21 protein-coding genes are annotated in these 21456 nt (G+C 58.5%); 8 read left to right on the top strand and 13 right to left on the bottom strand.

Annotation, left to right across the window (positions count from 1 at the left end):
* Nucleotides 1-42 precede the first annotated feature (42 nt).
* From KJA79_RS06695 to KJA79_RS06685, 3 genes are all read right to left on the bottom strand, one after another.
* The gene (locus tag KJA79_RS06695; protein WP_213041204.1) at nt 43-1413 is read right to left on the bottom strand and encodes a HEAT repeat domain-containing protein; all 1371 of its coding nucleotides are present in this window, start codon (nt 1411-1413) and stop codon (nt 43-45) included.
* Nucleotides 1394-1819 (bottom strand): hypothetical protein, encoded by a 426-nt coding sequence (locus tag KJA79_RS06690; RefSeq protein ID WP_213041203.1) that lies wholly within the window; start codon nt 1817-1819, stop codon nt 1394-1396. The genes KJA79_RS06695 and KJA79_RS06690 overlap by 20 nt, the downstream gene beginning before the upstream one ends.
* Before the next feature lie 67 nt (nt 1820-1886).
* Nucleotides 1887-2936, bottom strand: a complete 1050-nt coding sequence (locus KJA79_RS06685; RefSeq protein WP_213041202.1) for an alkaline phosphatase family protein — start codon at nt 2934-2936, stop codon at nt 1887-1889.
* A 364-nt stretch (nt 2937-3300) separates the two neighbouring features.
* Between KJA79_RS06685 and KJA79_RS06680 the strand changes: the two genes are divergently transcribed.
* The 5 genes from KJA79_RS06680 (at nt 3301) to KJA79_RS06660 (ending at nt 7166) form a co-directional block, all read left to right on the top strand.
* Nucleotides 3301-4404: a hypothetical protein gene (locus KJA79_RS06680; RefSeq protein WP_213041201.1), complete on the top strand. Its 1104-nt coding sequence runs from the start codon at nt 3301-3303 to the stop codon at nt 4402-4404.
* Nucleotides 4401-4964 (top strand): LPP20 family lipoprotein, encoded by a 564-nt coding sequence (locus tag KJA79_RS06675; RefSeq protein WP_213041200.1) that lies wholly within the window; start codon nt 4401-4403, stop codon nt 4962-4964. Before KJA79_RS06680 ends, KJA79_RS06675 begins: the two co-directional genes overlap by 4 nt.
* A 67-nt stretch (nt 4965-5031) precedes the next feature.
* Entirely contained in the window at nt 5032-6285 is a 1254-nt protein-coding gene (locus KJA79_RS06670; protein WP_213041199.1) for a hypothetical protein, read from the top strand.
* 162 nt (nt 6286-6447) lie between these two features.
* Nucleotides 6448-6651, top strand: coding sequence for a hypothetical protein (locus tag KJA79_RS06665; RefSeq protein ID WP_213041198.1), 204 nt, complete (start codon nt 6448-6450; stop codon nt 6649-6651).
* Complete coding sequence (locus KJA79_RS06660; protein ID WP_213041197.1) at nt 6630-7166, top strand: nucleotidyl transferase AbiEii/AbiGii toxin family protein; 537 nt, start codon at nt 6630-6632, stop codon at nt 7164-7166. Before KJA79_RS06665 ends, KJA79_RS06660 begins: the two co-directional genes overlap by 22 nt.
* A 197-nt stretch (nt 7167-7363) precedes the next feature.
* On the opposite strand, the gene KJA79_RS06655 is transcribed toward KJA79_RS06660, so the two are convergent.
* The 4 genes from KJA79_RS06655 to KJA79_RS06640 form a co-directional block, all read right to left on the bottom strand.
* A complete protein-coding gene (locus tag KJA79_RS06655; RefSeq protein WP_213041196.1) occupies nt 7364-9589 on the bottom strand; it encodes a KAP family P-loop NTPase fold protein in 2226 nt (741 codons plus the stop codon).
* Nucleotides 9590-9806: 217 nt separating this feature from the next.
* Complete coding sequence (locus KJA79_RS06650; protein WP_213041195.1) at nt 9807-10193, bottom strand: metallopeptidase family protein; 387 nt, start codon at nt 10191-10193, stop codon at nt 9807-9809.
* A gap of 172 nt (nt 10194-10365) precedes the next feature.
* Entirely contained in the window at nt 10366-13011 is a 2646-nt protein-coding gene (gene polA, locus KJA79_RS06645) for a DNA polymerase I (protein WP_213041194.1), read from the bottom strand.
* A 144-nt stretch (nt 13012-13155) separates the two neighbouring features.
* Nucleotides 13156-13509: a PGPGW domain-containing protein gene (locus tag KJA79_RS06640; RefSeq protein WP_246507455.1), complete on the bottom strand. Its 354-nt coding sequence runs from the start codon at nt 13507-13509 to the stop codon at nt 13156-13158.
* A gap of 170 nt (nt 13510-13679) precedes the next feature.
* On the opposite strand from KJA79_RS06640, the gene KJA79_RS06635 reads away from it, so the two are divergent.
* Together KJA79_RS06635 and KJA79_RS06630 are read left to right on the top strand one after the other, a co-directional pair.
* A complete protein-coding gene (locus tag KJA79_RS06635; protein WP_213041192.1) occupies nt 13680-14075 on the top strand; it encodes a hypothetical protein in 396 nt (131 codons plus the stop codon).
* A gap of 5 nt (nt 14076-14080) precedes the next feature.
* Entirely contained in the window at nt 14081-14500 is a 420-nt protein-coding gene (locus KJA79_RS06630; RefSeq protein ID WP_213041191.1) for a hypothetical protein, read from the top strand.
* Between the two features lie 80 nt (nt 14501-14580).
* On the opposite strand, the gene KJA79_RS06625 is transcribed toward KJA79_RS06630, so the two are convergent.
* From KJA79_RS06625 to KJA79_RS06605, 5 genes are all read right to left on the bottom strand, one after another.
* Complete coding sequence (locus KJA79_RS06625) at nt 14581-15240, bottom strand: endonuclease III domain-containing protein (protein WP_213041190.1); 660 nt, start codon at nt 15238-15240, stop codon at nt 14581-14583.
* 70 nt (nt 15241-15310) lie between these two features.
* Complete coding sequence (rpsU, locus tag KJA79_RS06620; RefSeq protein WP_013250651.1) at nt 15311-15505, bottom strand: 30S ribosomal protein S21; 195 nt, start codon at nt 15503-15505, stop codon at nt 15311-15313.
* A 23-nt stretch (nt 15506-15528) separates the two neighbouring features.
* A complete protein-coding gene (gene ftcD / locus KJA79_RS06615) occupies nt 15529-17088 on the bottom strand; it encodes a glutamate formimidoyltransferase (protein WP_213041189.1) in 1560 nt (519 codons plus the stop codon).
* A 141-nt stretch (nt 17089-17229) separates the two neighbouring features.
* A complete protein-coding gene (locus KJA79_RS06610; RefSeq protein ID WP_213041188.1) occupies nt 17230-17475 on the bottom strand; it encodes a sulfurtransferase TusA family protein in 246 nt (81 codons plus the stop codon).
* A gap of 19 nt (nt 17476-17494) precedes the next feature.
* A complete protein-coding gene (locus KJA79_RS06605; protein ID WP_213041187.1) occupies nt 17495-18025 on the bottom strand; it encodes a DsrE/DsrF/DrsH-like family protein in 531 nt (176 codons plus the stop codon).
* Nucleotides 18026-18255: 230 nt separating this feature from the next.
* Between KJA79_RS06605 and KJA79_RS06600 the strand changes: the two genes are divergently transcribed.
* The gene (locus KJA79_RS06600) at nt 18256-19344 is read left to right on the top strand and encodes an aromatic ring-hydroxylating oxygenase subunit alpha (protein ID WP_213041186.1); all 1089 of its coding nucleotides are present in this window, start codon (nt 18256-18258) and stop codon (nt 19342-19344) included.
* A gap of 32 nt (nt 19345-19376) precedes the next feature.
* On the opposite strand, the gene KJA79_RS06595 is transcribed toward KJA79_RS06600, so the two are convergent.
* Nucleotides 19377-21401 (bottom strand): monovalent cation:proton antiporter family protein, encoded by a 2025-nt coding sequence (locus KJA79_RS06595; protein ID WP_213041185.1) that lies wholly within the window; start codon nt 21399-21401, stop codon nt 19377-19379.
* Nucleotides 21402-21456 lie beyond the last annotated feature (55 nt).

Genomic DNA, 21456 nt, shown 5'->3' with positions numbered 1-21456 from the left:
ACGCTCCCAACAGACAGGGCTGCTGGGAGAGCTCACCGGAGATTACCGCACCGATCCTTTTGCAAAATCTCCGCTCGGGCCGAAGCGCCCGATATCCCCCAAGGGCCGATCGACGCGAAGATTGTCGGCCTGGCTGGAATCCACCGACGCTTCTTCTTCCGGAGGAGTCCACCCGAGCTGCTCCAACGTTTGCAGCACCAGCAACCGCAGAGAATCTTTGGCCGTCAACCGCACCGAGGCATAGGAGAGCACCCGCTCCCCCTCGGCTTCGACCTCCGAGGCCTTAGGATCGTAGAGGAAGGAAATCAGCGGCTCGATAGCCGAGTCACCGATCAGCACCAGCGCAGCAGCGGCCTTCTCACGCAAGACGCCGTCTTTCAACAGCATGATGAGGTCAGGGATTACGCGCGGATCGCGGAAATGTCCGAGCGCCGTGGCGGCAGCCTCCTTGATGAATGCATCTTCACTCACGATGCAACCGGGAGTCGGCGTTCCATCCTGGCGTACACCTTTTCCCTTGAGCGCCGCCAAGACGGCAGGAAGGGCGCGTGGATCTCCAATCATCCCGAGCGAGGCGATCGCGTGACGCTTCACGGCACCGTCTTTCATCGCTTCCAATAACCCATCGATGGCGCGCGGATCCCCGATCATCCCTAACGCGATCGTCGCATCCTCCCGCACCGCTCGATCCGGATCTTTCAACGCCTCGATCAATGCATCAACCACGCGGGGTTCGCGAACCCAGCTTCGACCGATTTGGTAGTCGGTCGTCATGCCTCCCAGCGCACGAGCCGCATGGCAGCGCACGACAAAATCCTTATCCTTCATGGTCTCGAGCAGCAGATCAACCGAAGGCTGTCCGATGGCGACCAACGCGATGCCGGCGGTTTCACGAACGATCTTGGACGAATCCCGGAACAACTTCACCAACGCAGGCACAGCCTTCGCGTCGCCGATTTTTCCCAGCGCTTCCGCGGCGGCGCTCTTCACCGCACCGTCGCGATCCCGGCAGGCAAACATCAAGCCGTCGACGGCGCGCGCATTGCGGAGATCACCGCAGGCTTTCGCCGCGTGTTCCCGCACCCGCCATCGTTCGTCTTTCAGCGCGGTCAGTAGGCGATCCAATTGGCCCGCCCCCAGTGAGACGACGGCTGCCACCGCTTCGTTGCGGACCTCCATGATCGGATCGTTGAACAAGGCGATCAGGGCTTCAACGGCTTTGGGGCCGCCGATCTTCGCCACGCCCCAGCTGGCGCGCGTCCGGACGGACCAGTACTCGTCGCCACAAGCGCCGATCAGCGCATCCAGGGTCGTCGGGTCCGCCAACTGTGCGAGAGATTTTGCGGCCTCCTCGCGGGTCGCATCATCCGGATCTTCGAGGGAATCCAGCAGATCATCGAGTGCCTGTGCCATCACCCACCTCACTATTCCCATAATAGGCATCACGTTGACCGCCATGGGGATAGGTTCGCTTGCAGAGTACCACCAGGGTCTGCGTCCCGCGGCCCTCCACACATTGATCGAGTGACTTGGAGTATTCCAGTTTCCCGTCCAAATTCACCGTGAAGGGGAAGTCGAAGGTAAAACTGATGAACTTGTATTGTCCCGGCTTGAGCTTCAGTTCACGCGTTTCCGTCGTACGATAGGCATCTGAGGTTTCGGGATCCAACACCCAGAGCGGGGGCGTGATACCCGGCACCTGCCACCATGATTGCGGCACCAGCGGAGTCGGGTCGATCGTAATCGTATGCTCCTTCGTATAGGCAGGGGGAGGGCCGGCCGCCAGAAGCCGCTCCGAATAGCCCGCTACACAGGTCATGATCAGGGCTAACAGGAACGCCGACCGCCCGATATGAGATCTATGCGACGCTGTATACATCGGTCCTCTATTGCAGCAGTGGGCTGACGGGAGCCGCCGTGAATGCCGTCTTGAAAATCTCTTCGACAGGATGGCTCTCCCATTCAGTGTATGTGGTAAGTCCCAGCGCGCGCATAACGGTCGCGCCGGTATCCATGATCGACACAGGCTGACGGATCGCATAACCGGATTTAATCCCAACTCCGGACGCGATCCACGGCACCACCGGAACGGCAGCCGTCGGGTCGGCGGACATCTCCCCTGAAGAGAACTGCGTTTCCCCAAAGGCGCTTAGCGACGTGGCAAACACCGTCGTCCGTTTCATCAGGCCAAGTTCACGGTACAAATCCAGCACCGTGCCCATCGCCTTATCCACGGCTTTTAAGGCGTCTTTGTATGCGACCGATTTCCAGCCCTGGGCCTCGCCAACGCGACCGGGAGCCGGCAAATGAACAACCAGAAGATGAGGCAACGAGGGAATGGCATGACCATATCCGGAACCGCTCGTGGCCTTCTTGAAATAGTCCCGCACGTACCCGACCAATCGGTCGGGACTGCACTCGGCCCTGAGTGGCCCACACATTTGATAGTCCGTATACGGTTCCGGCTTGGCGAGCTGATACAAGGACTCATCCATATAGAAGATGGCGCTGTCCCGGCCTCCGCTCAGGTCAAGATAGTCAAACACGGTGGGAGCGCGCGGATACCCACGGCTGAATTCAAAGACGTTCCAGGTGATGCCGTGTTTGGCGACCGGCATCCCCGTCACCAGCGAGGCCATCGTCGGCAATCGACGCGCGGGCGCAACGGCAGTGGCCGACCAGGTGACGGATCCATCCTTGACAAGGGACGACAGCACCGGCATCGCCCCGCTTTTCAATGACTCTTGGCCGAATCCTTCCAACACAAACAACACCACATGTTCGGTTGACGCTTCAGGCGTTGACGGTGCACCAGCCCCTCCTCCGCGCGCGGCCAACGCCATGGAAGACGTCGAGGAGAACAAGAGAATCACACCCAGGAAAAGGGCCATACGGAATGCTGCCGCAGTGACAGAAAACGTGCGGATATCACTCATGAGCTGCCTCACCACAGGATCGTGTAAAAATGCGAAGAGAAAATACCTTAGCACGCTGTTTTCCGCGAAGGCAAGGCGCGAACCGCGCCTCTCATAGCGCTCAAACAGGATCGATGCTATTCTGAGTACGACGGCAGAATACTCCCAAAAATCCAAGCATCGGTGGATTCCCGTGCAGCGGTGCGAGCCCATGATCGACAACCGTCAACATCACGATCCGCGTCTCCCCACACACAGGTTCCTCCAGAAATTCGCGGCCTCCTCACTTCGCAGCCTGACTACGCTCAGCTTGGCCCTCTCAATCGCCTGGCCCGTTTCAGCCCATGCCGAAATTCGAGTGGTGAAGGCCTCGGGGGAGCATCGCATGACCGATCGGGAAACGAGGGTGGATGCCATCCGGCTTGCCGGTGAACAGGCGAAGAAAGAGGCATTGGAGCAGGTAGCCTCCTATCTCGAGAGCGTCACGGTCGTGCGAAACCTGGACGTCACCCGGGATGAACTGCGCAGTTACACAGCCGGGATGGTGCTGGTGCTCGATCAACAGGTCGACACCAGACTGGACGGAGACGTCGTGGTGATCCGCGTCGACCTGAAGACGCAAGTGGACACCGACCAGGTGGCCCAGGCTCTCGCAACTCTGAAGCAACAAGAGACCGTGCGGGAGGAATTGCTGGCGTTACGGGCAGATGTCGATCACCTCCAACAGCAATTGGGTGAAGCCAATCGAGCCCTGGCGCAAGCGCGCTCACCCGAACAGAGCCGCCAGCTGAATCACCAGCGCGCCAACTTGCTTGATCAGGCCGAGTCACACGCGATTGTGGCGCAAGCCTGGACCGATTGGCTGTTGATCGCCCCGTTTGCGCAGCCCTACCCAGCGGCGGGCCTCGCCCATATCCAAGCCCTCCTCGGCCTTGCCGGCCGGCTCAATCCTGATAATCCCCACCTCGCCTTCGCACAACAGATGGTGGCAGCGAACACGGCGCCTGCCCCCCCTCAGCCGCGACAACCGCCCGTGCCCCATACCGTTCCCTTTCTGCCCGGCTACTACGTGGTCCCACAACAACCGGCTTCGCCCGGCACCACCCCGTCCCCCGACTCCCGGGAACTGTCCAGTGTTTCTCAACTCAATCCCCTGCTGCCCAACCCGTCAGGACAGCCGCCCCAACCAGGCAACAGTACGACCATCATCCAAGTGCACCCTCCGCCGGGGACAGCCACGCCTCCCGCGGACCGCGGGATGATGCCCACCTATCGGCAAGTCCCAACACCCAACGGTCAGCCGAGTCAACCGACCTTGCACACCTATCGCGCCGGTGGAGCCACTGGTGCACCGGGCGGGTTGGCGCCACAAGGTCCGACCGCTCGCGGGATTCACCCTCCGAGTCCTCCACAGACTCCACAGAGTGGTCCCCCCAGCCTGATTCCGCCAGGCAGTGTGCCCCGGAGCAATGACCAGGGAGGGCAATGACGATGTCTGCGGCAACCGGCTTACTCCCTGCGGGAAGGTGGCTTCTCTGTGCCCTCGTGATCACCTCTCCTGCGCTGGCTGCGGATTCGTCCTCCGATGTCCGCAACCATGCCGACCGCACGTTCCGCCAGATGCGCACCGGGGAGCAGAGCGTTGCGCCTGAACAGCAGAATCGGCCGCAGCCTCCAGCTGCTCAGGCCTATGATGTTGATCGCTTTCTGATCGGGCAGGGCCAGGGTGATTTGAGTAAAGGCCCCTTGGTGTGTCAACGCGTGTCGGAATTGGCCGCACGGGCCGACATCGCCAAACAAATTCGCGTGCAGGTCAAGGAACATGCGATCGATCGTCTGCGCGAGCGGAGCGGTCGCGAGACGGAGCAGGACATTGAAGTCGTGCGCGAGGAAATCGTGCAGGAATACCTGCAGGGCGTCACCATCGTGGAACGCCGCAAGGATGAGGAATCAAAAACCTGCTCAGCAATGGCCGTCATGCCGAAAAGCACGCTCCCAACTCCCCTCGCCATCGAACCAATGACCACTGATTCGCCCGCACATCGATAAACAGATACAGCGAACGCCACGCCCTCCATTGAACTTCAGGTTGTATTTCGGGTAAGACAGTCGTCCCATGCCCGTCGAGAATAATTTTCAGCACGACGAACTTTCCCGAAAGAATCCCGGCGATCGCCTGACGTATGCCGAGTGGACGCCTCCACCCGATATCGGATCACCTGCGTGGCAGGTCGCCATGGGGGACATCGGACAGAAATTGTCGCAAACCGGGGTCCGTGTCATCCTCTTCCTTCACGGCGCCATCCCAGGGACGGATATCTTCGGACTGGGACGACTCGATGAAGTGGGGGGCCTCAAACGCGGCTACTCACGTGGGATTTCCGGCCTGGATTCGCTCCTCTCCTTCATGCGGGAAGGCACGAACGGCATCACACCGCTCCCCGGCGGCCTCAAACCGCCGCTCCCTAACGACGAGGCCACGAAAAACCTGCTCGACAGCCAGATCGGCGACGCGGGCAATTTCACCGCTCAGACCGTCGAACAATGCCGGAAGGCCCTGAATCAGCAGGTCTCGAAACCGATCGCCTGCGTTCGAGAACTCTGGTCCAGCGAGCACCACCATCTGGGGCGCGCCCTGGCTGCCTGTCGGCTATTGGATCGTTTGCACACCCTTGTGAGTGAACACCATCTGGGGGCCGGGGATCGAATCCTGATCCAGGCCCACGGTCAGGCGGGACTCATACTGGCGCTGGCTTCCAATCTGCTCTGCCCTTCACCGATCACCGGCCGGAAGACGTTCTTCGATCTGCTCCTCGCGGCGAACCCACAGGGCCCGGATGCGCAGGCCATTCACCGGATCGATCCCTTATTGACCTCGGGCTCCTTACTCAACAGCGCAGCCCTCGATCTCGTCACCTTCGGGACGCCGGTGCGTTACGGATGGGACCCCTCCGGCATCGGCAAGCTGCTCCACATCGTGAATCACCGCAATCTGCGCACCGACGGAAAGACCTGGCTCTCCAAAATGGACTTGCCACAGATCACCGTGGAAATGCCCATCGCCTGGGGTGGCGATTATGTGCAGGAACTGGCCGTGGCCGGAAGCGATGCCCTACCCGCTGAGAGCGCCAAGGCCGCCAATAAAGCGGTGTGGGAATTGCTGGAACCGTACGATGGGTTCGAACGCTGGGTGGAATGCGCGCGCCGCGCCACGCGTTTCCCAAGCGAAGGACAATGCCTCCTCGTCGATTACAAAGACTGCACCAGCTCAACCAACGTCCGCGATCACTACTACGGCCACGCCGCCTACACCCGCGCGAACGCCATGCTCTTCAACTTCAATCAGATCGTCGCGCGGCTGTATTCGTAAGGCTGAACTCTCATCTCGCTCAGCAGTGATGCCCCCGCATCGATGCCCGGTGCCACCCTTCCACCAGAGAGACCACCAGCAGAGTGCGCCTTCTTGCTTGCTCCCTCTCGAATCGTCAAGTAGACTCACTTTCAGAGTCCATTCTTCCTCGGAGCCCCGGTCATGTCACGAACCTCCTCCCATCCGGACGACAGGCGCATTGCCGATAATTTGCGCCGCACGATCGAACTGACGGAGTTGGGGCTGGCCTTGCGTCAGGCCGTCATTGAGCAGCGGAATGGGCTTAGCGCCGGTGAAGGCATCACCCGGCTCATGCATGAAATTCGACTGGCTAAAGAGCAGGCATGGCAGCAGAGCCAATCCTAGTCCAGGCGTTCTCCGACCTCATCACCGACTTCAACAGACGCAGCGTAACCTATGCGCTGGCGGGGGGCTGGGCCTACAGCGCCTTGGTGGAGCCTCGGGCCACCACGGACATCGACCTTCTTATTCTGCTGGATCCGCCTTCACGCGAACAAATACAGACACTCGTCTCATCTCTCTTCGACTCCACCATCATTCATCCGAGTCCTATGGTGCTTCAGGGGATCTTGATTTGGCGAATTGTGGGAATCCGTTCCGAGCAGGAAGTCGTGATCGATTTCCTCTTGGCAGACTCGGCCTACCTTCGCACCGCATTGGAACGCAGACATATGGTTGGATTTGGCGCACTACAGGTCCCGATGCTGTCAATCGAGGATCTCGTCATCCTCAAGATTGTGGCGGGGCGACTCCAGGATCGTGCCGATTTGGAGAAAATTCGCGCACGGGAAGCCGATTTGCGTATCGATTGGTCGTATGTGGACCGGTGGAAGGCGACGCTCGGGCTCGTCGACCGTTAGATCGTGCGAAGGCCAGTGCCTGCTGGTCGATTACAAGAATTACACGAGTTCCACCAATATCCGAACCACCACTACAGCCACGCCGCCTACACCAGCACCAACGCAATGCTGCTTAACTTCAATCAGATCGTGGGGCGGCTGTATTCATAACGCGCAGTGCTTCTGCGCTTCCTGAACGGCGGAACGCTCATACGCTGCTAGCCAACGACGTCCAACCAGTCGGGTGTGAGCAACAGCTGTTCATCGCCCAATGACTCAACTAATCGCGCTCTTACCTCTTTAAGCGATCCAAGCGTTCTGGGTTGAATTTTTCTTGAGACGGCTCCTTGCCATACTAACGGCATGATTTCCTTGTCGCTTGCCAGAGGATTTACGTCGGATGGGCCCAATACTTTGAGACCATGTCTCGATGCATTGCCGATCATCAACACAAACTGCAACAAATTCGAATGGATTATGGCATCTGTACTGGCACGCCCAACAATAGACCTAAGGAACTCCAAGCCACTCTTAGAGTAAAAACCGCTGTCTCGTCGGAACAAGATCCATTTTTCCACCAAATGCCGATCATGCCCCCACATAGAATTGACTCCATCATTCCGTGTGAAGCGGCTCCTGACTTCCTCAATCACACCAGGAATCAATTCATCAACGACACTGTCCCTCAACGCTTGAGCCTCCTTTACCATTGATCCTCGAAGAGGGTCCCAAGGTTTAAGGTCATTCAAAATATCCACAGCCCGCTTTGATGCTTCGCGTCCTCCTCGCTTCAACACTTCAATCTCTGCTGCACGTGCCTGAACATAGCGAGGATGGTTCGTGAAGTGTGCCCACTTTGAGAAATGCTCAAACATTCCCATAAAGTCGTTGGTGAACAGAAATGCAGGTTCTCCGGCAAACCCTCGCAAATCGGAAATCAGCATACTCATCATCGAAAGGCATACCTGAGCCATTTCCACCGCAGCGACTAAATCACTCTCAGTGCCAGAATCAGCTGCTTCAGCTAAAAATTGCTCCCTGTATGCGATAACCATTCCGAACAGATCTCTCAGCACAATCTCCGCAGGCGTCTCTGTTCGCTCGGCATGATCCTTCCCCAGTTTCTCCAGGCTGGCTTTAGTGGGATCACCCCGCCACTCTTGGAAAATATTTCTGAACTCCTTCCATGTGAGTACAGGAGGATCATCTTCAAGCCTCGCCCAATAGCGAACATTGCTTAACTTCTCGGCAGAAATGAGGTCCCTCATTGCATTCATGAGTTTAAAAAACTGCGCCTTCTCTAGCTCCTTCTTTTGTTGCTCCTTATCTGCCTCCTCATCAATGATGTTGGTCATGATCTTGGCCCATTTCTCTTCCTCGATCACTTGCCTATCCCCTCGGTCTGGCATACGGCCGACAAATGAACTTTTCTGCAATTCATCCCACAGATCTTTGTTCGCGAGCAGCCGTTCTGCTGTCTTAAAGGAGATACCTCGAAGAAGTTCTATGAGTAGTAGGAACATCCACTCCCTATCAGCCTCATCATGGCGCTCAATCTGAGCATTGAATCGCCACAGCCCTCGAAGAAAACGTTTCAACTTCCTGGGATTTGTTGGCAATAGGTGCGTAACCTCCTCGAGTGCATGGCGGTCAAGGTTGACCGGAGAAGACTTTAGCTCCTCGTCCAGAAGGCGGCGGAGGTCATCGCTTTGAACGGGAGGAAGCCAGAATGGAAAGTCGATGATCTTCTCTAGAAATTCTGGTGTGCTTCCCCACCCAGCATGAACCGCAGGAAGTGCTTTCGAAATGACAACGGGATCGAACCCCATAACAAATGCACACTGTTGTAAATCTAGTATCTCCCGCAACCCCAGCAACAGGTGCGGCACTAGGTCTGGGTTAGCTCGGTCAAGATCATCTACGAGAACTATTAGCTTGCGATCACCCAATCTCTTTCTAATTACATGCTCAGCATCGCCTTTTTGCATGCTCAGCTGGCCTTGAATCAAAGGCCCTAGAACGCCTCCGATTGCTTCCGCGACTTCCCCTAGTCCGGCAAACTTGAGCCCCTCATCCAATACCTTCTTCGTCACTTCAGACTGGACAATCTTTTCTGCCTTACCCTTGATTTTTGCTTTACTGAAATTCCCTGCTTTGAAAGCATCTTCTATGGCAAGAACCAACGTTTTCCAAAGCTCTTTCCTATCCTGGACAGCCCAAGGATTAAACTTTGCGACAGGACATTCATCTCTTTGTGCCATCTGTTCAATAAAGTTAAGAACCGTCGTTTTTCCTTCACCCCACCGGCCGAAGATTCCGATCCGCAACGACCACTCCTTGGGAGCACCATGGATCAATTGATAGATTGAGTGAGCAAACGTCCAACGGCGAAGAGCATCGCTCTCGCGGCTATACTGTGGCATTTCAGGCTGCTGTTTAGTCATTGTGTGTTCTCAAATGTGGCTCTTTATGCTCGCCACTATCCAATCCTAAGCGGATCTTGCGAAAAGTGTACGCCCTCATCCACTTCACCCTTGCAGGATGGTCAAAAAGTCTGCCCGGCAAGGCCGCAGGAAGCGCGACGACTGAGGCGTACACGTGTGTACGTCGCAGGGAGGCGTGCGACCGAGAACGCCGCTGGCGGCCTTTTTCACCATCCTGTCAGTACGGCATCTCGTCGTCGTCAAACCCGAAGTGATGCCCGATTTCGTGCACGACCGTATCACGCACTTCCTGCACGACTTCTTTTTTGGTGCGACAGAGCCGGAGAATCGGCCCACGGTAGATCGAGATTTTGGCCGGGAGTTGCCCGCCCGCCTGGAAGAAAGATTCTTTGTCGATGGGCAGCCCCTGATAGAGGCCGAGGAGATCCTCGCCGTCCTCCAGCTCCAGATCGGTGCGGACATCGGGCGAAGGCTCTTCTTCCACGACCACGGCCACGTTGGTGAGGAGTTTGGCGTATTCGTCAGGTAGCCCGTCGAGCGCTTCTTGGACTAAAGCCTGGAACTCCGGCTCAGGTATGGTCAATGAGCGCTTTCGCGGCGACATAGGCTACATTGGATCGACTCACGCGCTGTACACCATCCACAGTGTGTCAGGATGTTCAAACGGGCTGCCGGCAAGGCCGCAAGGAGCACGTCGACTGAGGCGTACAGCCGGGCGTACGTCGCAGGGAGGCGTGCGACTGAGAACGCGGCCAGCAGCCCGTTTCAATATCCTGCTACGGATGGGCGACTCGCCAGTTACCTCCCACACCCACATCCACTTTGAGCGGAACCGACAGTTTCAGCGCTGCGCCAGTGGCCTCCATTTCCCCCTTCACGAGCTGCTTCGCTTGCTCCAACGCCCCGTCCGGCACTTCGAAGATCAATTCGTCATGGACTTGCAGGATCATCTTGCAAGCCGGCAACTCGTCCTGCAACCGCCGGTGCACGTTGATCATAGCCACTTTGATGAGGTCCGCAGCCGAGCCCTGAATCGGACTGTTGACCGCCATCCGTTCTCCGACCCCGCGTTGAGAGGGATCCCCGCTTTGCAGCTCCGGGATTGGCCGGCGGCGGCCGAGAATCGTCGTCGTGTACCCTTTTGTCTTGCCGTCGTCGATGTTCCGGTCCATGAGCGCCCGGACGGCCGCAAACTTCTCAAAAAAGGTCTCAATATAGTGTTTGGCTTCCGCCTGGGTCACACCGATGTTCGACGCGAGACCGAACGGACTGATACCGTACACGATGCCGAACACCACGCTCTTGGCCGCTCGCCGCATCTCACGCGTCACCTCACCGGCGGGCAGATTAAAAATCTCCATGGCCGTGGCCATATGAATATCCTCACCCTTCTCGAACACATCCAGCAGCCGGGGGTCTTGCGAAAGATGCGCCAGAATCCTCGGCTCGACCTGACTATAGTCGGCACAGAGCAACTGATGTCCGGGCGGCGCAATGAACGCTTCGCGGATGCGCAGGCCGTAATCGCCCTTGACCGGAATATTCTGGAGATTCGGGTCGGTGGAAGACAGGCGCCCCGTGGCCGCCACTGTTTGGTTGAGCGATGTGTGGAGCCGCCCGCTGTCGGGATTCACCAACTGCGGCAGAGCATCGACATAGGTCGATTTCAGCTTCGTCAGGGTCCGGTAATTGAGGATGTGCGCGGGCAACTCATGCTGACCGGCCAGCTGAGTGAGTGTATCCTCATCGGTGGAGAAGCCGGTCTTGGTTTTCCGGAGCGGCTTCAAGCCCAGGTTCTCAAAGAGCACCGTGGCCAACTGTTTTGGCGAGCCAATATTGAACTCGCCTCCGGCCAGCCGATAGATGGTGCCCACCATCTGCTCGAGTTCCCGCTCCAGTTCTCGGCTCAGCGCGCCTAAGCCCTCCACATTGAGCAAAAACCCGTTTTGTTCGATCTCGACCAGCACCGGGACCAGCGGCATTTCGACGTCTTCAAACAACGACAAGCTACCCTGCGCCCTCAAACGGTCGCGCAACAGCGGCGCCACCTTGGCCGTCACGGCGGCCGCCTCACCGGATCGACGAATCACCCGCGCATCAACGTCAAACAACGATGGCGGATCTTCGTCTGGCTTGTCACTCGCTCCGGCACCGAGCTGATAACTCAGCACATCCATCGCGATGGCTTCCAGCGTGTGTGCACGACGATTCGGATTCAGCAGATAGTCAGCCACCATGGTGTCGAAAGAGGGCCCCGGCATGTCCAGGCCCTGCCGATGGAGAGCCAAGAGGAGGGGCTTGAGATCCTGCACGACCTTCCTGCGGCTCCCGTCGCGCAGATAGTCGATCAACGGACGAGGCCAGCTTCGAGCTTCGCCTTGCACGAACGCCGCAGCCCCGTCCGGCCAACCAAACGCACAGCCCCGAATGTCCGCCCGCACGCCCGGCTCGTCGTTCAACACACAGGACACTCCCAGGAACGGCTCGGCCCCCGGCCGCGCCAGAAATTGTTTCGCTTCCGCATCATCACGGATGTCGATAACCTCTGCGCCTAAGCGGTTCGGCTCCGGCGTGTCGCCCTGGAAGGCTTTGGCCAGCGTCATGAATTCCAATTCGCGCAACAGGCTCACGAGCGCCTCGGTGTGCGGCGCCTTCGCCTGAAACCGGGCTGGAACAAATTCCACCGGACAATCGATCTCGATCGTCGCTAGTTGCTTACTCATGCGGGCGTTCTCGCCCTGCGCCAGGAGTAGCGCCTTTGTCTTGGCCGGAGTGACTTCCTCGACCCGGCGCAGGAGTTCATCGATCGTCCCAAATTGCGAGATCAATTTCAGCGCGGTTTTCTCCCCGATTCCTTTGACGCCGGGAATATTGTCGCTCGTATCGCCCATGAGGCCCATGATCTCGACGACGCGCGCCGGCTCCACGCCGAACCGCACCAGCGAATCCGCCTCGTTGAACCACTTATCCTTCACCGGATCGTAAATCCGTGTCTTTGGCGTCAGGAGCTGGAACATATCCTTATCACTGGTCACAATGACGACGTCGAGCCCCTCGCCCTCACCTTTCCGCGCCAAGGTGCCGATCAAATCATCCGCCTCATAACCCGCTTGCCGGATGACCGGCAGGGACAGCGCTTCCACGACGCGATGGATATAGGGAATCTGCGCGCTCATCCCTTGCGGCATGGGCGGCCGTTGCGCCTTGTACTCCTTGAACGCCTCATGGCGGTGGGTGGGGCCTTTTTCATCAAACACTACGGCCACATAGTCCGGCCGATGGTCGCGCAGTACTTTCAGCAGCATGGTCGTAAATCCATAGACCGCGTTGGTCTGCAGGCCCTTGGAGTTTGACAGGGGAGGCAGGGCAAAAAACGCCCGATAGATGTAGGCGCTCCCGTCGATGAGATACAGAGTCGGCACGTGAATAGGCCTCAGGTTTCAGTGATCGAGCAAGCGACGGTTCGGCATGTCCATTCCAACCGGAGCGAACGCGATGACACATGTCGTCGATGCGTTCCCTGATCCAGTTCGAGATGCTACACGCGGAGAACCGACGGCGGACGACTATCGATCCGGCGCAATAATCAAGGGCGGTTTGCCGAACTTGGCTCGCATGCTGTTGATCGTGCTCAGAACGGTGGACTGGCCCACGATCTTCGCCTCTACCCGCCGCTTACCGGGGAATTCAATCAGCGACAGGCCGATCAACATCGTCAACACCCCCTGTCCAGGCAGGAACAGCATGAGAAACCCCGCAAAGAGGAAAATTGCTCCGACGACATTCTTCACAATATGTCCCAGCAGCCGAAGCACCGGATGGTGGTTTTCCATCCAGGGGCGCGGCTTGCGGATATCGAAATAATCAGCCGGCAGCCGCATGAGAATGATGGGAATCGCGATGAGGGTCCCGACGAACATGAATACCGAGGATACAGCGAACCAAATAAGCACATTCGCCGGCACGTAGGATTCGATCTGCGCTAACACGTCGGATATCACTCGCGCATCCTAGCATGGGGCTTTGGACGGCGGGAAGAGTGTCGGCAAGCCGGTTTACGTTCCCCGCGTCTCCGGATATAATTCCCCCCATGCGGTCGCAACCATGTGATAGTGCTTCCCCGATACGCCATCGCGCTGCCGCCTCTCTCCTGCCCCTGTTGGGCCTCACGCTTTCACTGAGCTACCTTGTCCAGAGCGATCACAGAGCGCTGGCCGCGGATGCGCCTGCTGAGCCCCCGCTCGCGATCGAGATCACCAAAATCGGGCTCGGAAAGGAAGTGGTCATCACCCAGGGCGAAAAAGAATGGTTCATGCGGGTCGAGGTGACTCCAGAAAACTCTGTGGTGGTCCGGCAGGAAAAAGAAGGCGTCCGTTATTTGCTTGATGAAAGCGAGGTGCACGATCGTGCCATGACGCCGGCCGAAGTGGATGCCGCTATCGCCGATTTTGTGAACAGCATCAAGACTCGACAGAAGGTCAAATAGCCATCATGGCCGAGAAACCCAAGTTCGTCATCTTCGCCCACAACGCCACGTACGACAAGCTCCACCAGGTGGCCACCCTCGGCCTGACCGCTGCGGCCATGGGCAAAGACGTCATCGTCGTGTTGCTGTTCTGGACGATCAAGAAACTGGCTGAGGGCAAGATCGATCAGATCGACTTCCCGCAGGAATATGCCGCCTCCGCCGAAGAAGTCACCCGCCTCCTGAAAGAAAAAAAGGTTCCTACGATTTCCGAGATGTTTCACGAAGCTCGGCTCGTGGGCCAATTCCGCCTCATCGCCTGCAGCGCAGGCCTCGAATACATGGGAGTGGAGGCGGGTGCCGTCGAGCGTCACGTCGACGAAGTGCTCGGCCTGCCCTCCATCCTGTCACTGACGGCGCAGGCCGAAACCAAGCTGTTCATCTGACCGCGTCTACTCTCACAGCCACACCACACGTTCCGCCGGCGGACGTCTGCACTCCGGCAATCATGAGGGTGGCCTCATGCCTAGCGGCTTTTCGTGACGCCCACTCGATCGCAATACTCCGCAATTTTGCATCGGCTGCAGAAAGGTGACACGGGCTGGCAGAGGTGCTGCCCATACGGCACGAGTAAGTCGTTGAAGGTAATCCAATACCGGCGGGGTAATTTGTCGCGGAGCGCCTGCTCCGTCTCCTCCGGGGTCTTCGTCTTCACGTATCCCCACCGGTTGCTGATCCGGTGGACATGAATGTCGACACAAATTCCCGGCTTCTCATATCCAACCGTGACCACGAGATTCGCCGTCTTCCGGCCTACGCCCGGCAAGGTCAACAACTCGTCGATGCAGTCCGGCACACGTCCCTCGTAGCGTTCAAGCAACTGGGTACAAATCTGCTGGATCTGTTTCGCCTTGGTTCGATAAAACCCGACGGGGTAGATGGCTTTCTCAACAGCCGGCAGCGTGAGCTGCCGCATCGTGGCCGGAGTAGAGGCCAGGGCAAAGAGACGCGCACTGGCTTCGGCAGTGGTCTTGTCTTTGGTACGTAAACTGAGAAGGCAGGAAATCAGGACCAGGAACGGATCGCGGCCGCTTTCCTTGGCCACCACACCCACGACCGGATCAGGCCAGCGGGCAATCTCCCGCTTGACCTTGCGAATGGCGGCGTGGATCTGTTGCGCCTGCATGAATCTGCCGGAACGGGGAGCTCAGCTGGAGTGATCGAACCGGTCGCCTGAAGGAAGGAATACCCGACGACTATTCAGGCCGTCGCTTCGCAAGCCACTTCTGCCGCCGACGTTGTGCCTCGCGCTCTTTCGCCTTCTTGCGGACACTCGGCTTTTCATAATACCGGCGGCGCTTCAGTTCGCGGAACAATCCTTCGCCCGCCAACTTTTTCTTGGCGACCTTCAGGGCTTTTTCAACGTTGTTATTGAAAACCTTAATTTCCATCGTCAGCTACCTTCGACTCTCTTTCACCGAAGTTTCAGGATATTCAACATGTTTTGGGGCCACGAATCGAAGGGCGGAGTGTAGCATAGCGATTTCGCATCCACAAGCATTTGTTCCACATGTGAAAACCGCTGCCGTATCGACTCAATAAGTTGCTGATTTGGTTGAGTTTTCATATTTTCCTCAACCATGGCGACACAGCCATCAATAACCGCATCGGCAAGCCGCAACCCCATCGTCAGATCCGGATGCACCTCAGGCTTCGCCTGCGCCATGAGGCCGCGCAAAAGGGGAATGAGTTCACAGGAGAGCTTCACAATTTCCAGCGGTGTCTCGACCGCACCCAAAAGACTGGACGAGAGCGCGACCCCACGATCGGGGTGATTGGGAGGCAGCTTCTTCGCCTGGAGCACCAGGGCGTAGGCGTCACGATCGGCCTGCACCAGTTCATGGAGTCTTGTGGAAATTTCGGTCAAACGTGTTTCCACCGTGCGCGCACGGTTCAACTTCGCCACCATGATCCCTAACGCCGCCGCAAATGCTGCCGAGCGAGCGCCGACACTGCCTCCGGTCACCCCCTGCTCAGCGGCCCCCCTCACTTCAGGCATCCCGAAGCGAGTCGCAGGAGGTTGTTCCTTGGGCGGCGGTGATGCAGCCAGGCGCCCGATGGCTGATCGTGATTCGACGCTCTCCAAACGCGCTTCAAGCACCTGCCGCCCATCGAATCGATCCAGAGAAAGCGCCTGTTGCGCCGTCTCGATCAGTGCTTGCTCGGGAACGAGGCCGATGATTTCCGTTCCGGCCACCTCCACCCCACGGGCCGCGGCCTCCTGCTGCACGGCGGCGAACGCCTTGTGCAGCGGAGTTTCCTCATGGTTTGTCAGATTCATCGAGACCTGCACGAGCCCCTGGCTGCGCAGATCGACGCCGATGGCTTTCACAGAGGGAAGCCCTCCGCTCGACTGACGGACCACCTTCGCAATCGCCTTGGCAACCGACAGATCCTGAGTCTTCAAACTCACGTTGAAGGCGATGAGCGGCCACCGCGCGCCCACCACCGTCGCCCCGGCGGACGGATGCAACTGCTTCGGGCCGAAATCCGGAGCCCATCCAGGATCGGAAGCCATTCGGTCCGCCAATCCCTTCATCCCTCCCTTTCGAATCCATTCCAGTTGCTTCCGCTCAGGCTTACTCGCTGCTTGTTCGTACAGAAAGACGGGGATTTTGAGTTCGTTTCCGATCCGTTGCCCCACCATACGAGCCAACTGCACGCAGTCCTGCATACTGATGTCCCGAATGGGCACGAAGGGCATGACATCCGTCGCCCCGACGCGCGGATGTTCGCCCTGGTGACTTCGCAGATCGATCAATTGCGACGCGAGCCGCGCCATCTGAAAGGCGACCTCCGCCACGGCATAGGGCCTCCCGGCAAAGGTGAGAACCGCCCGATGGTGGTCCGGATCCTTCGTCTCATCCAGCAACACCACGCCGGGAACCGATCGAACGAGCGCAGCAAGCGCCTGAATCACTTCTGGATTCCGGCCTTCACTGAAGTTCGGCACACATTCAACGATTTGAGTCACTGCACGGCGACTCCCATTTCCTCATGGCATGGCACCTTCATCAGGGGCGTTTCTACACAAGAAAAAAGCCGGGGGGTTGCGGTCATCCCCTCCGGCTTGATCACACGTGACAGCCTCGCATATGCGGCCTGTCGCTGAATGTTACTTGGCCTTCTTGACGAACGCCTTGTAGATCCGCTTGGAAGAACTTTGCTCTTCCTCCAACCCCACCATTTGATGGCCGGTCGTTTCACACCAGGCCGGCATGTCTTTCTTGATGCCTTCATCGTCCGAAACGACTTCCAGCACCTGCCCCATCGTCAGTTCCTTGATCTTCTTCGACGTCAGAATGATCGGCATCGGACAGAAATACCCGAGCGTATCCAGTTTCACATCCGCCTGTATCATGCCCTCTCCTCAGCCCTGCTTAAATGAACAGATTGACGCTGCCCTGCTTGGCTTCAGCCAAGTAGGTGGTCACGCCGGCAAACTGATCCACCCCGTCGATCAAGGTATCCTTGGTAATCCCCATCAACCCCATCGTCGTCGTGCACGCGATGAAGCGGACGCCCAAGTCCAGCGCCATCTGCATGAGTTCCGGCACACCGGGCATGCGATTCTGCTTCATCACAAGCTGCATCATTCTCGTGCCCAATCCCCAGAAGTGGAAGCGGGACAGAGGCAAGGTATCGGCGCCGCCCTTGTTCAGAACCCCGAACATCCGGCGCAGCCAATCCGACGCGGAGCTGCTCGCCCCCTTCTTGCGGATTGTGTTGAGTCCCCAGAATGTGAAGAACACCGTCACCTGCATACCCATGGCAGCGGCACCGGTGGCAATAATAAACGCGGCCATCGCCTTATCCAGGTCTCCGCTCAGAAGCACGATCGTCACACGATCTGCCTTGGAGTCACGGAGTTCTGCCAGGGCAGCTGCCGGCTCGATTTGTGCGGTGGTCATCGCATCCCTCGCCAATAAACACTCAGGGCGCACTAGGACAAACTGCTAAAATTGACTATAGTCTCCGCTTCTTTTTCTTGTCAAGAAAAGCGGGCTCAGGCCCCTCACAGACTCACACGGACGTCACCTCAAGGCGGCCCTCAACCAACACGGGCACTTGCTTGACCTGCTGCAGGCCCGCCGTTATAGTCCACTCGTTCAGTCAGCCTTGGAATCTTGCCGGATCATCCATGAGCACAGACCTCATCACGGAACTCAAACCGACGAAAAGCGCCCCCCTGTTCGGTTTCTGGTATCCTGCCACGACCAGCGAGGCCTTGGCCGTCGGCCAGATGCAGACCCAGGTCATGTTGGGACAGCCGATTCTCGTGTGCCGTGACCGGCAAAGTGCAGTGGCGGCCATGCGAGATATTTGTCCGCATCGAGGCATGCCCTTGTCCTTCGGTCACTTCGACGGAGAACGGGTCGAGTGCGCCTATCACGGATGGCAATTTGATACGGGCGGTCGCTGTCGTCACATTCCGGCCCTTGTCGAGGGATCGGCGCTTCGACCCGAGAAGATCGGGATCACCTCCTACCCTTGCCAGGAAGCAGACGGGTACGTGTGGGTGTATCTGCCCGATCCGCAGCGGCCGGATCAGCCGATACCGGAACTGCCGCGCCTTCCGCTGCCGTCCACGCCCTATCGCATGGTCCAGATCTCCACGATCTTGGATTGTACCATCGACGACGGCATCGTCGGGCTCATGGATCCCGCGCACGGCCCCTTCGTCCACCAAAGCTCGTGGTGGCGAACCCAAGCCAGCATGCACGACAAGGCAAAGACCTTCGAGCCCATCCCCAACGGGTTCCGGATGGTGCCGCACGCGCCTTCCAAAAACAGCGGGCCGTACAAGCTCCTCAACAAACTCTACGGCGGGCCGCTGACGACGACCATCGACTTCGTCCTCCCCAATCAGCGGTTTGAGTTCGTGCAGTGCGGATCGATGTTCGTCTCCTCTCGTGCCACCGTGACGCCGGTGGGGGAGCAGCAATGCCGGATCGATTTTGCCGCCGCCTGGAACATCCTTCCCTGGCTCCCGTTCGCCAAGCCCCTGTTCCGGTATTTCGCCAATATTTTCATGAAGCAGGACAAACAGGCAATGGAGCGGCAAGCGGTGGGATTGAAATACAAACCGGCACTGATGCTGATCGACGACGCCGACACCCCGGCCAAGTGGTACTACAAGCTGAAAGCCGCCTACCTGACTTCGGTGCAAACCGGAGCACCGTTGGACCATCCATTGAAAAACCGCGTCACGCTTCGCTGGAGAAGTTAACAGATCGGTGAACTTGGGCAGGACCGATGAGGCTAGCTCATCGGGTGACTCGTGCCGTGGTTCGGCTCGTTCAGGAGCGCCATAGCCCGACGAATCTGCTCCCGAGAACCAAGCAGTGTGACTACGTCACCTGCCTGCAGACGCACGTGCTCCGACGGATTGGATTGCGTGACCTGACTCCTGGTCCACGCGATCACCGAGGCACCGGTCCGCGGACGAATGGACAGTTCGGCCAACGATTTTCCGACCGCCGGCGCCTCATCATCGATCCGGCATGTCTCCACCTCGACATCGGTCAATGTCCCGCCACGGAGGTGATGCGCCAATTCCGGCATTTCGCTGCGTCGCAGCAAGGCATACCCTTCCCGCCGGATCTGCTCGGCCTTGCGCGCCACGAATTCCTGCGGCAGGCTGTAGGTGCGTAGCACCAGGGCAAAAATCTCGATCGATGTCTCGAATTCTTCCGGCACCACGTCATCCGCGCCCAACTGGTGCAGTTCTTCCAGCTCCCGCAGGTACCGCGTCCGCACCACGATGTGTAACTTCGGATTCAAACCCTTCGCGACTTTCACCGTCCTCCGCGCAGTAAAGGGGTCGGACAGGGCGACGACCAGCACTTTGGCATCCTCGATCTTCATATGCCGTAGCACATTGGCATTCGAGCCGTCGCCGTAATAGATCGGCACACCGTGGCGCGCCTCGCGACGGACGGTTTCACCATCCAGATCCAGGGCCACATGGGGAATTTCCGTCTCACCCAGAACGCGGGCCAGGTTGCGACCATTGAGCCCGTATCCCACAATGATGACATGATCCTTGATACGGACCTGCGTCCCCTCCAATTGTTCGACATGCGCGGCCGTGCGCGTCGGCATCCACCCTCGAACCCGCTGCAACGCCTCGATCCGCCTCCCCAGATGCGGAGACCATTGCATGCCGAAGGGCGTCACCACCATCGTCAGGACCGACACCGCCAGAAACAACTGATACTGATCTCCCGTGAAGAGGCCGGCATCCTGCCCCTGCTGCGCGAGGATGAAGCTGAACTCTCCGACCTGCGCGAGCGCAACCCCCACCAGCAACGCCGACCTTGGAGGAGCCCCTGCCGCCACCATCGCCCCGGCGCCGGTGAGCAGTTTACCGGCAATCACGGCCAGCAACAGTCCCAAGACGATGAAGGGATGGTCCAACACGACCCGCAAATCCATCAGGACGCCGATCGACACGAAAAACAAACTATTGAAGCTATCGCGGAACGGGAGGACCTCTGCCAGTGCCTGGTGACTGTACTCCGACTCCGACATCACCAGCCCCGCGATGAAGGCACCCAAGGCCAACGACAGTCCACCCAAAGAAGTCAGCCAGGCGATCCCCAGGCATAACACGATGATCGAGAGCAGGAACAATTCACGGCTTCGGCTCCGCACGATATGCCGCAACAGGCGCGGCACCAGATACCAGGCCGCCGCGACAATCAACCCGACCACGACCGCCGCTTTCACCAGCGTCATCAACACCATCCCCATCGCACTCCCGCTGGGCGTGGCCAGAATCGGCGTGATGAGCATCATCGGCACAACCGCAAGATCCTGAAAAATCAAGATCGCCACCGTGGCACGGCCGTGGAAGGAATCGCTCTCTCCCTGTTCAGAAAGCGCCTTCAAGACAATGGCCGTGCTGCTGAGCGAGAGAAGGAATCCCCAGAAAATACCTTGCTGATAGGACAGTCCGACAACCAGCGCCCCGAGCAGCGCGAGAATGAGCACCCCCCCGGTCTGCACCGGTGCCGCCACCATCAGCGTGCGGCGGGCCGCCGCAAAATGCGCGGACGAAAACTCCATGCCGATTGTGAACAGCAATAACACGATGCCGATCTCGGCGAGCACATGAACCTGCGACACATCGGGAATCAGATGCAGTCCGTGCGGGCCGATCAGGGCCCCGGCCACAAGAAAGCCGGCGATCGACGGGAGGCGAAATTGGTGAAACGTGAAGACGACAGCAGTGGACACTGCATAGATCACCAACAGGTCGCCGAGAACTGCGTAATCACTCATAGAGGAAGTTGGGCCGGCACACCGCTTCGAACGGCTAGAATGCGGATTGGTGACG

The sequence above is a fragment of the Nitrospira defluvii genome (assembly GCF_905220995.1).
Classification (GTDB): Bacteria; Nitrospirota; Nitrospiria; order Nitrospirales; family Nitrospiraceae; genus Nitrospira_A; species Nitrospira_A defluvii_C.
This window is presented reverse-complemented; position numbering and strand designations above follow the sequence as displayed.

Bases quoted from the DNA above. Each gene is read 5' to 3' on its own strand.
- KJA79_RS06695 (WP_213041204.1), bottom strand. From the start codon at position 1,413: ATGGCACAGGCACTCGATGATCTGCTGGATTCCCTCGAAGATCCGGAT.
- KJA79_RS06690 (WP_213041203.1), bottom strand. From the start codon at position 1,819: ATGACCTGTGTAGCGGGCTATTCGGAGCGGCTTCTGGCGGCCGGCCCT.
- KJA79_RS06685 (WP_213041202.1), bottom strand. From the start codon at position 2,936: ATGAGTGATATCCGCACGTTTTCTGTCACTGCGGCAGCATTCCGTATG.
- KJA79_RS06680 (WP_213041201.1), top strand. From the start codon at position 3,301: ATGACCGATCGGGAAACGAGGGTGGATGCCATCCGGCTTGCCGGTGAA.
- KJA79_RS06675 (WP_213041200.1), top strand. From the start codon at position 4,401: ATGACGATGTCTGCGGCAACCGGCTTACTCCCTGCGGGAAGGTGGCTT.
- KJA79_RS06670 (WP_213041199.1), top strand. From the start codon at position 5,032: ATGCCCGTCGAGAATAATTTTCAGCACGACGAACTTTCCCGAAAGAAT.
- KJA79_RS06665 (WP_213041198.1), top strand. From the start codon at position 6,448: ATGTCACGAACCTCCTCCCATCCGGACGACAGGCGCATTGCCGATAAT.
- KJA79_RS06660 (WP_213041197.1), top strand. From the start codon at position 6,630: ATGGCAGCAGAGCCAATCCTAGTCCAGGCGTTCTCCGACCTCATCACC.
- KJA79_RS06655 (WP_213041196.1), bottom strand. From the start codon at position 9,589: ATGACTAAACAGCAGCCTGAAATGCCACAGTATAGCCGCGAGAGCGAT.
- KJA79_RS06650 (WP_213041195.1), bottom strand. From the start codon at position 10,193: ATGTCGCCGCGAAAGCGCTCATTGACCATACCTGAGCCGGAGTTCCAG.
- KJA79_RS06640 (WP_246507455.1), bottom strand. From the start codon at position 13,509: ATGTTCGTCGGGACCCTCATCGCGATTCCCATCATTCTCATGCGGCTG.
- KJA79_RS06635 (WP_213041192.1), top strand. From the start codon at position 13,680: ATGCGGTCGCAACCATGTGATAGTGCTTCCCCGATACGCCATCGCGCT.
- KJA79_RS06630 (WP_213041191.1), top strand. From the start codon at position 14,081: ATGGCCGAGAAACCCAAGTTCGTCATCTTCGCCCACAACGCCACGTAC.
- KJA79_RS06625 (WP_213041190.1), bottom strand. From the start codon at position 15,240: ATGCAGGCGCAACAGATCCACGCCGCCATTCGCAAGGTCAAGCGGGAG.
- rpsU (WP_013250651.1), bottom strand. From the start codon at position 15,505: ATGGAAATTAAGGTTTTCAATAACAACGTTGAAAAAGCCCTGAAGGTC.
- KJA79_RS06610 (WP_213041188.1), bottom strand. From the start codon at position 17,475: ATGATACAGGCGGATGTGAAACTGGATACGCTCGGGTATTTCTGTCCG.
- KJA79_RS06605 (WP_213041187.1), bottom strand. From the start codon at position 18,025: ATGACCACCGCACAAATCGAGCCGGCAGCTGCCCTGGCAGAACTCCGT.
- KJA79_RS06600 (WP_213041186.1), top strand. From the start codon at position 18,256: ATGAGCACAGACCTCATCACGGAACTCAAACCGACGAAAAGCGCCCCC.
- KJA79_RS06595 (WP_213041185.1), bottom strand. From the start codon at position 21,401: ATGAGTGATTACGCAGTTCTCGGCGACCTGTTGGTGATCTATGCAGTG.